This window comes from Pseudomonas sp. AF03-9 (assembly GCF_020515815.1).
GTDB lineage: Bacteria > Pseudomonadota > Gammaproteobacteria > Pseudomonadales > Pseudomonadaceae > Aquipseudomonas.
Genome location: NZ_JAHPJF010000003.1, coordinates 152,552 through 166,918 on the forward strand (window position 1 = coordinate 152,552; position 14,367 = coordinate 166,918).

A 14,367-nucleotide genomic window follows, 5' to 3' on the forward strand; every position below is an offset into this window, starting at 1 on the left:
TTGACCTCACCTTGTTGCCACTATATATAGCGTTGCCGCGACAGGCGCCAACTGCCTTTCACTTCTCGAATTCAGGAATTTTCCGATCCATGGGCAAATCGCTGGTCATTGTGGAATCCCCGGCTAAGGCCAAGACCATCAACAAGTACTTGGGTAACGAGTACGTGGTGAAGTCGAGTATCGGCCATATCCGAGACCTGCCCACCAGCGGTTCGGCTAGCGCCAGCAAGGAGCCTGCCGCCAAGCGCGGCAAGGCGGCTGCGGGCGAAGGTCCGGTGCTCAGCCCTAAAGAGAAGGCGCGCAAGCAGCTGGTATCGCGCATGGGTGTGGACCCGGATCATGGCTGGAAGGCCAAGTACGAAATCCTTCCGGGCAAGGAAAAGGTCATCGAAGAGCTGCGCCGGCTCGCCAAGGATGCCGACACCATCTATCTCGCAACGGACTTGGACCGCGAAGGGGAAGCCATTGCCTGGCACCTGCGGGAAGCCATTGGCGGTGATGACAGCCGCTACAAGCGTGTGGTGTTCAACGAAATCACCAAGAAAGCCATCCAGGAAGCCTTCTCCAAGCCGGGCGAGCTGGACATCGACCGCGTCAACGCCCAGCAGGCCCGTCGCTTCCTCGACCGCGTCGTGGGTTACATGGTCTCGCCGCTGCTGTGGGCCAAGATCGCTCGCGGCCTGTCCGCCGGCCGTGTGCAATCGGTTGCGGTAAAACTGGTGGTGGAGCGTGAGCGCGAGATCCGTGCGTTCATTCCTGAAGAGTATTGGGAAGTCCACGCCGACCTCGGCACCGCCAAGGGCGCCAACGTGCGCTTTGAAGTGGCCCGCGAGAAAGGCGAGGCCTTCAAGCCGCTGAACGAAGCCCAGGCCATGGCCGCGCTGGAGAAGCTCAAGGCTTCCAGCTACAGCATCGTCAAGCGTGAAGACAAACCGACCAGCAGCAAGCCGTCGGCGCCGTTCATCACTTCCACCTTGCAACAGGCCGCAAGCAACCGCCTGGGCTTTGGTGTGAAGAAGACCATGATGATGGCCCAGCGCTTGTACGAAGCCGGCTACATCACTTACATGCGTACTGACTCCACCAACCTGTCGCAAGACGCGGTGGCGATGGCGCGTACTTATATCGAAGGCGAGTTCGGCAAGAAGTACCTGCCGGAGAACCCGAACGTCTACAGCAGCAAGGAAGGCGCACAGGAGGCTCACGAAGCGATTCGTCCTTCCGACGCCAACACCACGCCGGCCAAGCTGACCGGCATGGAGCGCGACGCTGAGCGCCTCTACGAGTTGATCTGGCGCCAATTCCTGGCCTGCCAGATGCTGCCGGCGCAATACCTGTCCACCACGGTGACTGTTGCGGCTTCCGACTTCGAGCTGCGTGCCAAGGGCCGTATCCTCAAGTTCGACGGCTACACCCGTGTGATGCCGCAAATCGCCAAGCCAGGCGATGACGACGTGCTGCCGGACATGGCCCAGGGCGACACGCTGAAACTGATCAAGCTCGATCCGTCCCAGCACTTCACCAAGCCGCCGGCCCGTTACTCGGAAGCCAGCCTGGTGAAAGAGATGGAAAAACGCGGTATCGGTCGTCCTTCGACTTATGCGGCGATCATCTCGACCATCCAGGATCGTGGCTACGTTGCGCTGCACAACCGTCGTTTCTACTCGGAAAAGATGGGCGACATCGTTACCGAGCGCTTGTCCGAGAGCTTCTCCAACCTGATGGACTACGGCTTCACCGCCGGCATGGAAGAGAACCTCGATGACGTCGCCCAGGGCGAACGCGACTGGAAAAACGTGCTGGACGAGTTCTACGGCGACTTCAAGAAGAAGCTCGAAGTGGCCGAAAGCCCGGAGCACGGCATGCGCGCCAACCAGCCGGTGATGACGGACATCCCGTGCCTGACCTGCGGCCGTCCGATGCAGATCCGGACCGCGTCCACTGGTGTTTTCCTCGGTTGCTCGGGCTACAGCCTGCCGCCGAAAGAGCGCTGCAAGGCCACGGTCAATCTGGTGCCGGGCGATGAAATTGCGGCTGACGACGAGGGTGAATCCGAGTCGTTGGTGCTGCGTGGCAAGCACCGTTGCCCGATCTGCAGCACGGCGATGGACGCCTACCTGCTGGACGAGAAGCACAAGCTGCACATCTGTGGTAACAACCCTGATTGCAACGGCTACGAGATTGAAGAGGGCACTTACCGCATCAAGGGCTATGAAGGTCCGAGCCTGGAGTGCGACAAGTGTGGCAGCGAGATGCAGCTCAAGACCGGCCGTTTTGGCAAGTTCTTCGGTTGCACCAATCCGACGTGCAAGAACACCCGCAAACTGCTGAAGAGCGGCGATGCGGCGCCACCGAAGATGGACCCGGTGAAGATGCCCGAGCTCAAGTGCGAGAAGGTCAACGACACTTACATCCTGCGTGATGGTGCTTCGGGCTTGTTCCTGGCTGCCAGCCAGTTCCCGAAAAACCGCGAGACCCGTGCCCCGCTGGTGCTGGAGATCGTGCCGCACAAGGATGAGATCGATCCTAAGTACCACTTCCTGTGTGAAGCGCCGAAGAAGGACCCGGATGGCCGCCCAGCCGTGATCCGCTACAGTCGCAAGACCAAGGAGCAGTACGTGCAGACCGAAGTGGATGGCAAGCCTACCGGCTGGAAAGCGTTCTACGACGGCGGCAAGTGGAAGGTCGAGGACAAGCGCCAGGGCGCTTGATCGACTAACCTGTCGGAGTTGTAGGGGCGGGCTTGCTGTGGCGAGGGAGCTTGCTCCCGCCGGACTGTGCAGCAGGCCCAAGCTTTGGGTACGCTGCGCGCCCCAGCGGGAGCAAGCTCCCTCGTTACATTACAAAACCAGCATCAAGCCTCATTTCGTTGTGGAGACTGCCGTTATGGCCAACGAACTCTATACCCGTACCAATCAGAAAATTTACTTTGCGGGTTTGTCTCTGGAGGCCCTTGGCCGTGCCGAGGACGGGAAGGAGATGAATGCCATCGCGTTGGTCCAGGCGGGGCGTGAAGCGGCGTTGTTCCACCTGTACGGTGCTTTGCTGGGGCTGTGCCATGAAATCGCCGGGTTCTATCGCTTGCCCCAGGCCGGTTCGCCCCGCGCAGAAATGATCATGAACCGCGAGGTGCTGGAAACCATGGCCATCCCTGAGCTGGCCGAACTGGTGGAAATGGCCCAGAGCCCCGACAGTTGGGTGGCGCGCCTGCTCAAGGCCCATGCCGATATGTTCCAGCCTCCGCGCGTCCCCCATGTGCCCAAGGGCGATGTGACCCAGCCGCTGATCGTGGCAGTTGCGTTGGAAGAAGACGAGCCCAAGCCGTTGAGCCGGCAGGAGCTGGAAAGCTGGCGTCAGGACCTGAAAAAAATGGCACTGCGGTTTCGCGAAGGCTTGAACGAGTGCTGATGTACCCCCACTGTTTAGCTATGCAGCAGAGCGCGCCGTTCATCATGCTGTAAAGAAACCTCTTCAGATCCTCAGCGGGGCCGGGTGGATGACTGATATAATCCCGGCCTTTCGTGGAGAACTGACTTTTATGCCAACGTCCTTTCTGGAAATTGTTGAACTGCCTGACGGCCGAATCGAGCTGCGCCGGGCTGAGGACGAGGGTTCTCTGGTGACTTTGGACTTTTCCGAAGACGCAAAAGCGTTCCTGCAAGGCCAGCACGTGGAAGTGGCAAAAGCCATGTTGAGCGTTGGTGTGCAGATGGCAGGGCGTCTGGCGGAAGGCGAACCGGAGAAGGATGATGGGCCGCGGGTTCTTCATTAAGAACCGAACTGCAGTGCAGAGAGCGGGCTTGCCCCGCGCTGGGCTGCGAAGCGGCCCTAAATAGATTGATGCGGTCTATCAGGCATTCCACGGTGCCTGGTTTTGGGGCTGCTTCGCAGCCCAGCGCGAGCAAGCTCGCTCGCCACAACAAGCTCTCTGGCCACAGTGAGCGCGCCCACCACAGCCCAGCCTGTGACTTTATCCCAATCGAATATTCAAGCTCTGAGCATCGCCCACGCGCGCTGCGCTGACCAACTGTTGCTTGGCGCTGGCATTCAGTGGATTCAACCAGCTCACCACCGTATGGCTACGGCCCAGGCGTAACGCTTCGCACGTCAACTGCTGCGCACTTTGCGCGCCACGTGGTTGCAGCAGCAGGATGCGCTCGCGGTTGAGGCCGGCGTCCCGCAGCCAGGCCTGGGTCAGGCTGGCGGGCGGGGCGATCAACGTCAACCAACGGGCGTCGTCCTGTTCTTCGCTGAGTTCGCGCAGGATTGGCGCCAGCAGGCTCAGGCAGCTCCCGGCCGCACCGCGCAACGACAATTCACTGAACGCCTCGGGCTCGGCGCTCCAGGGCGCCTCGACCGTTTCCTTGAGGATAGGCGCAAGGGGTTGGGCCATGAAGGCCTCGAACAGCGACAGTTGTGTGTGTTGTGGGGTGTGCACGAGCTGCATGATGATGCCTCCTTTAGCGGCGAATGACGCCGACGCTCAAGCCTTCGATCACCAGGTCCTGATCTTTCAGGTTCACTTCAATCGGTGCGAACTCAGGGTTCTCGGCCAGGAGCCAGACCTTGCTGCCTTCGCGCTTGAAGCGTTTTACGGTGACTTCATCGCCGATACGGGCGACGACGATCTGGCCATTACGGGCTTCGCGGGTGGTGTGGACGGCCAGCAGGTCGCCATCGAAAATGCCCACGTCCTTCATGCTCATGCCATGGACCCGCAACAGGTAGTCGGCGCGAGGATGGAAGAAGGTCGGGTTGATGTTGCAGGATTCCTCGACATGCTGCTGTGCCAGGATCGGCGCACCGGCGGCGACGCGGCCGATGATCGGCAGTGTCGATTCGTCGGCCTTGGCTTCGAAGCCAGGGATGCGAATGCCGCGTGAAGCTCCCGGGGTCATCTCGATCGCGCCTTTGCGGGCGAGGGCCTTGAGGTGTTCCTCGGCGGCGTTGGGGGACTTGAACCCCAGTTCCAGCGCAATTTCCGCTCGTGTCGGCGGGTAGCCGTTGTCATCGAGGCAGCGCTTGATAAAAGCCAGAATCTCAGCTTGGCGTGGCGTCAGTTTTAGCATGTTGATCGCTCTGTCTTTTTATACAGTGACTGGGATTATATACAGTGAACTGCGCTTGGCAATCATCCTTTTCTGTCGCTCCGCTGGACGGTCATTCGTCACTCCTCCTACAAGCCGGAGATAGCGCTGCCTACAGACCAGGAAGGATGTGATTAAATAGCGATTAAATAGATGACTGACCGGCCGGAAAACGGACCCTCAGGGTTGACAAGACACACCCTGAAACGTATGTTTCAAACAAGTGTTTGTCAGGCGGAGTAGTCATGGCCCAGTCGGAAACCGTTGAACGCATTCTCGATGCTGCCGAGCAGTTGTTCGCGGAAAAAGGATTTGCTGAAACTTCATTGCGGCTGATCACCAGTAAGGCCGGGGTCAACCTCGCTGCAGTGAACTACCATTTCGGCTCGAAAAAAGCCCTGATCCAGGCCGTATTCTCGCGCTTCCTGGGGCCATTCTGCGCCAGCCTCGACCGTGAGCTGGAACGCCGCCAGACCAAGCCTGACAACAAGCCAAGCCTGGAAGACCTGCTGGAGATCCTCGTCGAGCAAGCGCTGGTGGTGCAGCCGCGCAGCGGCAACGACCTGTCGATCTTCATGCGCTTGCTGGGCCTTGCGTTCAGCCAGAGCCAGGGCCACCTGCGGCGGTATCTGGAAGACATGTACGGCAAGGTATTCCGTCGTTATATGTTGCTGGTCAACGAAGCCGCCCCGCGCATCCCGCCGATCGAACTTTTCTGGCGTGTGCACTTCATGCTCGGCGCCGCAGCATTCAGCATGTCCGGGATCAAGGCGCTGCGGGCGATTGCCGAGACCGATTTTGGCGTAAATACCTCCATCGAGCAGGTCATGCGCCTGATGGTGCCATTCCTCGCCGCCGGCATGCGTGCCGAAACCGGCGTGACCGACCAGGCCATGGCTGCCGCGCAATTGCGCCCGCGCAGCAAATCCACCCCGGCTGTCGCCAAGGTTTGACCGTTCCGGGTGTGCGCGGCCGCTTGCATCCGCTAAGCTAGCCGCCCATGCCGAATTCAGCTATCTACTCGCAACCCGTTGTGTTCACCGTGCCAATCGCATCGGGTGAGGGCAACGGGTTGTGTGCGTTATTTAAGGAAGGTTTATGACTGCTGCCCTGCAAGGTTCATTGATGGTCGACGTTGCCGGTACCTGGCTGACGGCCGAGGATCGCCACCTGTTGCGCCAGCCTGAAGTGGGCGGCCTGATCATTTTTGCGCGCAACATCGAGCATCCGCGCCAGGTACGCGAATTGAGCGCGGCGATTCGTGCGGTGCGCCCGGACCTGCTGCTGGCGGTCGACCAGGAAGGCGGTCGCGTGCAGCGTCTGCGCCAGGGCTTCGTACGCCTGCCGGCCATGCGTGCGCTGGCGGACAACCCCAACGCCGAATACCTGGCCGAGCAGTGTGGCTGGATCATGGCCACTGAAGTGCTGGCCGTGGGCCTCGACCTCAGCTTCGCTCCGGTGCTGGACCTGGATTACCAGCGGAGCGCCGTGGTCGGCACCCGTTCTTTTGAAGGCGACCCCGAGCGCGCCGCCGTGCTTGCCGGGGCTTTTATCCGTGGCATGAATAGCGCCGGTATGGCCGCCACCGGTAAGCATTTCCCAGGGCACGGTTGGGCTGAGGCCGATTCCCACGTTGCCATTCCCAATGACGAGCGCAGCCTGGAACAGATTCGCGCCAATGACTTGGTGCCTTTCGCACGCCTGAGTCAGCAGTTGGCGGCAGTCATGCCGGCCCACGTGATCTACCCGCAAGTCGATGCCCAGCCCGCAGGGTTTTCGCGGCGCTGGTTGCAAGACATCCTGCGCGGCGAGTTGCAATTTGATGGGGTGATTTTCAGCGATGACCTGTCCATGGCCGGTGCCCATGTGGTCGGCGATGCGGCCAGTCGGATCGAGGCGGCGCTGACGGCGGGTTGCGACATGGGGCTGGTGTGTAACGATCGCGCGGCGGCGGAGTTGGCACTGACTGCTGCCCAGCGGATGAAAGTGACGCCGTCGGCCCGCATCGCGCGGATGCGCGGGCAGGCGATTGCTTCGACAGATTACAAGCAAGACCCGCGCTGGTTGTTGGCGCTGACTGCGTTGCGGGATGCGCAGTTGATCGGCTGAATACCGTGGTGTGGCCATCGCAGGCAAGCCAGCTCCCACATTCGACCGAGTGCCTGTTTTGGAATGCGCTCAACCTGTGGGAGCGGGCTTGCTCGCGATAGCGATCTACAGCTCAGCGCTTCTCTTGCTTATTCGGCAACGGCGCAAACAGCGCCTCAATATCCTCGTTCCCCAACTGCCAATCCCCCGTCGTGCGGCCATCCAGCACGCCGGCCGCCAGGTCGGACTTTTCCTTTTGCAGATGTTGGATTTTCTCCTCCACTGTGCCCCGTGCAATCATTTTGTAAACGAACACCGGCTTCTCCTGGCCAATGCGATACGCACGGTCGGTGGCCTGGTTTTCCGTGGCCGGGTTCCACCACGGGTCGTAATGGATCACCGTGTCGGCTTCGGTGAGGTTCAACCCCACGCCACCGGCCTTCAGGCTGATCAGGAAAATCTGCAGCTTGCCGCTTTGGAAGTCCCTCACCGGCGTGCGCCGATCCCGGGTCTGGCCGGTCAGCAGGGCGTAGGCGATGTCGCGTTTCTTCAACTCGACTTCGATCAGGCTGAGCATCGAGGTGAACTGCGAAAACAACAGGATCCGTCGCCCTTCGGCAAACAGTTCTTCGAGCATTTCCAGCAGGCTGTCGAGCTTGCCTGAGCTGCTGCCGCGGGCGGGCAGGGCGGCGTCGTTGACCAGGCGCAGGTCGCAGCAGACCTGGCGCAACTTCAGCAGCGCTTCAAGAATGATGATCTGGCTGCGCGCCACGCCCTTGCGGGTGATTTCATCGCGCACTTTCTTGTCCATGGCCAGGCGCATGGTTTCGTACACGTCGCGCTGGGCTTCGTTGAGATCGACCCAGTGGATGATCTCGGTCTTGGGCGGCAACTCCGTCGCCACTTGTTCTTTGGTGCGGCGCAGCAAGAAGGGTTTGATCCGACCGTTAAGGTGCTGCAATCGCACCTCGCTGGCGCGCTTTTCGATCGGCACGCGGTAATCACGGTTGAAGCTTTTCACGTCACCCAGCCAGCCCGGCAGCAGGAAGTGGAACAGCGACCACAGCTCGCCCAGGTGGTTTTCCAGTGGCGTACCGCTCAGGCACAGGCGCTGCCGTGCGTTCAGCTCACGCGCCGCCTGGGCGGCCTTGCTGTTAGGGTTCTTGATGTATTGGGCTTCATCGAGGATCAGCACGTGCAAGGGCTGGGCGGCAAGCACTTCGATGTCTTTGGGGAGCAGGGCATAGGTGGTCAGCAGCAGGTCGTAGTCCTGCAGGCTGGCGAAATGTTTCTTACGCCCGGCGCCGTAAAGTGCCAGAACTTTGAGTTGCGGGGTGAAGTGCGCAGCCTCATCGAGCCAGTTGGGAATCAGGCTGGTGGGCATCACCACCATGCAGGGCCGATCCAGGCGCCCGGCAGCTTTCTCGGTGAGAATATGCGCCAGGGTTTGCAGGGTTTTGCCCAGGCCCATGTCGTCCGCAAGAATGCCGCCGACATCGAGCTGACGCAGCGACTGCATCCAGCTCAAGCCTTCCAGTTGATACGGGCGCAAGGTCGCGTTCAGCCCGTCTGGCGCCACACAGCTGAAATCCTTGATGTCCCGCAGGCGCTGGGCGAAGTTGCGGATCTTCTCGCCGCCCTCCCATTGCAGCGGCAGGTCTTCCAGCGGGTTCAAGCGGATTGCATCCGCCTTTGCCAGGCGCAACGTTGTGGTGCCGGGTTCCTGTAGGTAAAACTCCCCGAGGGTTGCCAGCACCGGTTTCAAGCGGCCGTAGGGCAGCGCCACTTGCAGCGGGCCGTGGCCGTTGGGCAGGCCGGGGATGTTCACCAGGATCAGCTCATCGTCGCGGCGTCGCGCAAGTTTCTCCGGGTTGAGGATCTCGGTGTGGGAGCGCATCAGGTTCAACAGGATCGGCAGCAAGCTCAGGCGTTCGCCGTTGACGATAATTCCCAGTTCCAGGTCGAACCAGTCGCGCTCCGGCCCTTCATCGACGGTGGCGTACCAATCGTCGACGGCGCTCAGGTCAAAGCCGAAATCCTCGTCGATCTGCAACTCCCAGCCCTCGGCGCGCAAGGTGGGCGACGCATTGAGGGTGAAGTTCAGCCAGGCACTGTCATTGACCATCTCGAACAGCTCGCCGGCACTTTCCGGCAAGGCTTTGCTCTGGCGGGTGGCGATCTTGAAACCCAACAGGCGCAGTTGCTCGCGATACGGTTGCTCCAGCTCCGGATGCCGCTTGATCCGCAGGCTCTGGGTGTCCTGACGGACGATGATGTCGGCGTTCTTCTGCCCGCTGACATAGTTGCCCAGGTAGTTGAACGACAGCGCCGCGCGGTGCTGGATATAGCGCTGCATCTTGCCATTGCGCGGTTCAAAGGCGCTGAACTCGACGCTGGCCAGCCACAGGCGCGGCACCGGCAGCACATCCTCCATGAGCACTTGCGGCAATACCACGCGGTTATCCAGCACGGCCTGGAGTTTTTCCAGCAGCTCGGCATCCTGGGCAGCGGCGGGGTAGTCCAGGGTTTCCTGGACCTTGAGCAGCACTGCTGCGATGTGTTTGCAGTTGGTGTGCACCGGGCAGGTACAGCGGCTGTCGACGAGGATCAGCGTGCCCTTGGCCGACTCGCGCAACGAGATGGTCTGCCGGTAGACGTTGCCGCCCGAACCCAAGCAACTGGCGATGATGGTGCTGTCGCCGGACTCGACGATGCGCACGCGATTCTCCAGGGCATAACGCCGCCCGCGCTCCAGGCTCTGCTCTTTAAAGCGATTGGCCCATGACGGAGCCAGGGGTTTGGTCAATTGCGACGTCAGGGGCATGGCGCTGGATCAGTCCTGAATGTCAGGCGGTGGTGCGCTGGGTGGCTTGGCGGTCAGCGAAGTGATCTTGATCAGCAAGGCCAGGTGGCCGCCGTCCAGGTAGTTGAGCTGGTTGTTCTTGGTGCGCACGTCGGTCTGGCTCAGATGTTCGCTGGCGATCACGCTGCCGTTGCTGTCGAACCTGTTGAGCCAGAAGTCGGCGTCGATGTCGGTGAAACGGCCCAATTGCAGGTTCAGTACACCTTCGATGGGGAACTGGCCGAACTGTTCCTGGCAGTCGGTGATCGCGACCTTTACCGGTTGCTCGCCGAGGTTTTGCTCCCAGGCCTTGTGCACCAGCACGGTGTAGCTGTTGTCGGCGCGCAGCTTGTCGACAATATTGCTCAGGCGTGGCGGGCTCATTTTATCGGCGTTCAGATGCATCGCCCCGGCATCCCAGTTTTCCGGCGCGGCGCGGCTGTTGAGCGGCGGCTCCGCATTCTGGCGCACCAGGATCATTTCCACCTGGTACGGGCTGTCGGCGAACGCCGACGGGGCCACGACCAGCAACAACAGGCTCAGGGTGCGGAACAGGCGCATGACGGCGTCCTTCAAACAGATTTCGGGATGAGGCGCTCAAACAGCGCCTCCAGGGTATTAAAGCGTTCTTCGGCGCGCTCCATTGGCACCATGAACTTGAACAGCGTAGCCCCTTCGAACTTGTAGCGGTTGGGCTGGCCCTGGATCAGTTTGATCAGCACCAGCGGGTCCACCGGCGTCTGCGCTTCAAACTCGATACGCCCACCTTGCGGCCCGGCGTCGACCTTCTTGATCCCCAGTTGCTCGGCCTGCAATTTGAGCAGGGTCAGGCGTACGAGGTTCTTGGTCGGTTCCGGCAGCAGGCCGAAGCGGTCGATCATCTCCACTTGCAGGTCCTTGAGGCCTTCTTCATCGGTAGCCGAAGCGATGCGCTTGTACAGGATCAGTCGCGCATGCACGTCGGGCAGGTAGTCCTCGGGAATCAACGCTGGCAAGCGCAGGTTGATCTCCGGACCACCGCCCAGCGGCTGATCGAGGTTGGGTTGTTCGCCCTTGCGGATGGCTTTCACCGCGCGTTCGAGCATCTCCATATACAGCGTGAAACCCACCGCCTGGATCTGCCCGCTCTGGCCGTCGCCCAGCAGTTCGCCGGCGCCACGGATTTCCAGGTCGTTGGTGGCCAGTACAAAACCAGCGCCCAGGTCCTGGGTGTTGGCGATGGCCTCCAGGCGCTTTTCCGCGTCGGAGGTGATCTGTTGGCGCGGCGGCGTCAGCAAGTAGGCGTACGCCTGGTGGTGGCTGCGCCCGACCCGGCCACGCAGTTGGTGCAGTTGCGCCAGGCCGAATTTGTCGGCCCGCTCGATGATGATGGTGTTGGCGCTCGGTACGTCGATGCCGGTCTCGATGATGGTCGAGGCGATCAGCACGTTGAAGCGCTTGTGGTAGAAGTCGCTCATCACCTGTTCGAGTTCACGTTCGCGCATCTGCCCATGGCCGATGGCGATACGCGCCTCCGGCACCAGCTCGGCGAGGTCGGCTGCGCATTTCTCGATGGTCTTCACGTCGTTGTGCAGGTAATACACCTGCCCGCCGCGCAGCAGTTCACGCAGCAGCGCTTCCTTGACCGTGCTTTTGTTCTGCTCCATCACAAAGGTGCGCACCGACAGGCGGCGCGCCGGCGGCGTGGCGATGATCGACAGATCGCGCATGCCCGACACCGCCATGTTCAGCGTGCGCGGAATCGGCGTGGCGGTGAGGGTGAGGATGTCGACTTCGCTGCGCAGGGCCTTGAGCTGTTCTTTCTGGCGCACACCAAAGCGGTGCTCTTCGTCGATGATCACCAGGCCCAGGTTCTTGATTTTCACATCATCCGACAGCAGCTTGTGGGTGCCGATCACGATGTCGATCTTGCCTTCGGCCAAATCGGCGACGGCGGCATTCACTTCCTTGGCCGACTTGAAGCGGCTCATCACTTCCACGGTCACCGGCCAGTCGGCGAAGCGGTCGCGAAAGCTGTTGTAGTGCTGTTGGGCGAGCAGGGTGGTGGGCACCAGGATCGCCACCTGGCGGCCGCCGTGTACCGCAATGAAGGCGGCGCGCATGGCCACTTCGGTCTTGCCGAAGCCCACGTCGCCGCAGACCAGGCGGTCCATCGGCTTGGGTGCGAGCATGTCGGCACGCACCGCTTCGATGGTGGTTTGCTGGTCTGGGGTTTCTTCGAAGGGGAAGCCGGCGCTGAAGGTGGCGTAGTCGGCTTTCGGGTCGGCGAACGCATAGCCTTCGCGGGCGGCGCGGCGGGCATAAATGTCGAGCAACTCGGCGGCCACGTCGCGCACCTGTTCGGCGGCCTTGCGCTTGGCTTTCTGCCAGGTCTCGGAGCCCAGGCGGTGCAACGGTGCCAGCGCGTCGTCGCTGCCGGTGTAGCGCGCGATCAGGTGCAGGTTGGCCACCGGCACGTAGAGCTTGGCGCCCTCGGCGTATTCCATGGTGAGGAATTCTGCGGCCTGGTTGTCGATCTCCAGGGTTTGCAGGCCGAGATAACGCCCGACACCGTGGTCGATATGCACCACCGGCGCGCCTTCGCGCAGTTCGGTGAGGTTCTTGATTACCGCGTCGTTGTTGGCGTCGGCGCGTTTTTCACGACGGCGGCGCTGCATCACGCGTTGGCCGAACAGCGGGCTCTCGGCGATCAGTGCCAGGGCCGGGTCGTCCAGCAGCAGGCCTTCATCCAGCGGCGCGATGGTAATCGCCAGGCGGTCTTTGCCTTTGACGAAATCCGGCCAGCTGTCGACAGTTTTCGGTCGCAGTTTCAGGCGTTCGAGCAGTTCCAGCAGCACTTCACGGCGGCCGGCGGATTCGGCGGTAAACAGCACGCGGCCAGGGAAATCGCCGAGGAAGTTGGACAGCGCTTCCAGTGGCTGGTTGGCCTTGGCTTCAATCGCCAGGTTGGGCAGCGCCTGCGCGGGAAAGCGCTCGCGGCCACTGCCAGCGTCCACGTCCTGCTGGCTGGCGACCACGCGCGGCCAGTTTTTCAGGCGGGCGAAGCAGTCTTCCACCGGCAGGAACAACTCGGCGGGCGGCAATAAAGGCCGGGACGGATCGACGCGACGTTCTTCGTAGCGGTTGCGCACATCGTTCCAGAAGTTTTCCGCCGCTTGCTCGATGCCTGGCAGGGAGAACACCTGGGTGTCCTGGGGCAGGTAATCGAACAGGGTGGAGGTTTCGTCGAAGAACAGCGGCAGGTAGTACTCGATACCAGCGGGTGTAATCCCGCTGCTCAAGTCCTGGAAGATCGGGCAGCGGCGGAAGTCGACGTCGAAGCGTTCACGGAAGCGCGCCTTGAAGCGGGTGACCGCATCCTTTTGCAACGGGAATTCCCGCGCGGGCAGCAACTTGATCGAATCGACTTTATCGATGGAGCGCTGGTTTTCCGGATCGAAGGTGCGCAGGGTCTCGATTTCGTCATCGAACAGGTCGATGCGATACGGCAACTTGCTGCCCATCGGAAACAGGTCGATCAGCGCGCCACGTACGGCGAACTCACCGTGCTCGTACACCGTGTCCACGCAGCGGTAGCCGCTGGCTTCCAGGCGCGTGCGCATCTGCTCTACATCGAGCTTCTGGCCGACATCCAGCACCAGGCTGCTGCCCAGCAGGAACTTGGTCGGCGCCAGGCGGTGCAGGGCGGTGGTGATCGGCACCACCAGCACTCCGTGGGCCAGTTCCGGCAGGCGGTACAGGCTGGCGATGCGCTGGGAGATGATGTCCTGGTGCGGCGAGAACAGGTCGTAGGGCAGGGTTTCCCAGTCGGGAAAATGCAGCACCGGCAAATCGGGGGCGAAGAAGCTCAGCTCCTGCTCCAGCCGTTCGGCGCTTTGGCTGTCGGCGGTGAGCAGCAGGGTAAAGCGCTTGGCTGCGCTGGCAGCCTCGGCGATGGCCAGGCTCAGGGCGGCACCGGGCAGGTTGCCCCAGTGCTGTTTGCCTGCCGCAGCAGGGAGAAGCGGTAGACGCAGGACGGGCACGGAAGGTTGAGCTCCAAGCGTTGCGACAAAGTCGGTAATTGTAACGGGGCAAGGCGCCGTCTGTCAGTTGCTGACTGCGCCTATTACGGTTTGTAGGAAATGTAGTGGCTAAGACAAACAATGGCGGGTTTTGACTCAATATGTAGTGCCAAAACTGCTCAGGTTTTCGGAGGGTTACGGACAAGTCGCGTGCCGCGCTCAACTGATGGCCTTCTGAAACCCGCGTGTTTACTGGGCTCCAGCGTGGTGCCTGTTTTTCGCAAGCACTTTTTGTTGGGTTGCGCGCATTGCTCCGAGGGCGGTCGGGCGGCATAATGTAGCCCCTTTT

At 61.4% G+C, this 14,367-nt stretch carries 10 protein-coding genes; 5 read left to right on the plus strand and 5 right to left on the minus strand.

Translation table 11 applies throughout. The features are described 5' to 3' along the window. The first annotated feature begins 89 nt into the window (after positions 1-89). From topA to LIY36_RS07710, 3 genes are all read left to right on the plus strand, one after another. The gene (gene topA / locus LIY36_RS07700) at positions 90-2,711 is read left to right on the plus strand and encodes a type I DNA topoisomerase (protein ID WP_226455316.1); all 2,622 of its coding nucleotides are present in this window, start codon (positions 90-92) and stop codon (positions 2,709-2,711) included. A 175-nt stretch (positions 2,712-2,886) separates the two neighbouring features. Beyond that, positions 2,887-3,408 (plus strand): DUF6586 family protein, encoded by a 522-nt coding sequence (locus LIY36_RS07705; protein WP_192298626.1) that lies wholly within the window; start codon positions 2,887-2,889, stop codon positions 3,406-3,408. Between the two features lie 130 nt (positions 3,409-3,538). Beyond that, a complete protein-coding gene (locus LIY36_RS07710; protein WP_026136850.1) occupies positions 3,539-3,772 on the plus strand; it encodes a hypothetical protein in 234 nt (77 codons plus the stop codon). 198 nt (positions 3,773-3,970) lie between these two features. Here the strand turns inward: LIY36_RS07710 and sulA are convergent, their stop codons facing one another. Both sulA and lexA read right to left on the minus strand, forming a co-directional pair. Continuing rightward, positions 3,971-4,447 carry an SOS-induced cell division inhibitor SulA gene (gene sulA / locus LIY36_RS07715; protein ID WP_192298627.1) on the minus strand — a complete coding sequence of 159 codons (477 nt, stop codon included), beginning with the start codon at positions 4,445-4,447 and terminating at the stop codon, positions 3,971-3,973. 13 nt (positions 4,448-4,460) lie between these two features. Further along, the gene (gene lexA / locus LIY36_RS07720) at positions 4,461-5,069 is read right to left on the minus strand and encodes a transcriptional repressor LexA (protein ID WP_003172575.1); all 609 of its coding nucleotides are present in this window, start codon (positions 5,067-5,069) and stop codon (positions 4,461-4,463) included. 263 nt (positions 5,070-5,332) lie between these two features. Here lexA and LIY36_RS07725 point away from each other — a divergent pair, with 263 nt between their 5' ends. Next, positions 5,333-6,040: a TetR/AcrR family transcriptional regulator gene (locus LIY36_RS07725; protein ID WP_192298628.1), complete on the plus strand. Its 708-nt coding sequence runs from the start codon at positions 5,333-5,335 to the stop codon at positions 6,038-6,040. A gap of 145 nt (positions 6,041-6,185) precedes the next feature. Next, on the plus strand, positions 6,186-7,196 hold the full coding sequence (gene nagZ, locus LIY36_RS07730; RefSeq protein ID WP_226455317.1) for a beta-N-acetylhexosaminidase: 1,011 nt from the start codon (positions 6,186-6,188) through the stop codon (positions 7,194-7,196). A gap of 112 nt (positions 7,197-7,308) precedes the next feature. Here nagZ and LIY36_RS07735 read toward each other — a convergent pair whose 3' ends face one another. Genes LIY36_RS07735 through mfd form a run of 3 tightly spaced genes read right to left on the minus strand, consistent with a single transcriptional unit; the run spans position 7,309 to position 14,039 of the window. Continuing rightward, positions 7,309-9,999 carry a DEAD/DEAH box helicase gene (locus LIY36_RS07735; protein WP_226455318.1) on the minus strand — a complete coding sequence of 897 codons (2,691 nt, stop codon included), beginning with the start codon at positions 9,997-9,999 and terminating at the stop codon, positions 7,309-7,311. 9 nt (positions 10,000-10,008) lie between these two features. Next, complete coding sequence (locus tag LIY36_RS07740) at positions 10,009-10,578, minus strand: CsiV family protein (RefSeq protein WP_226455319.1); 570 nt, start codon at positions 10,576-10,578, stop codon at positions 10,009-10,011. An 11-nt stretch (positions 10,579-10,589) separates the two neighbouring features. After that, positions 10,590-14,039 (minus strand): transcription-repair coupling factor, encoded by a 3,450-nt coding sequence (gene mfd, locus LIY36_RS07745; protein WP_192298632.1) that lies wholly within the window; start codon positions 14,037-14,039, stop codon positions 10,590-10,592. Positions 14,040-14,367: the final 328 nt, after the last annotated feature.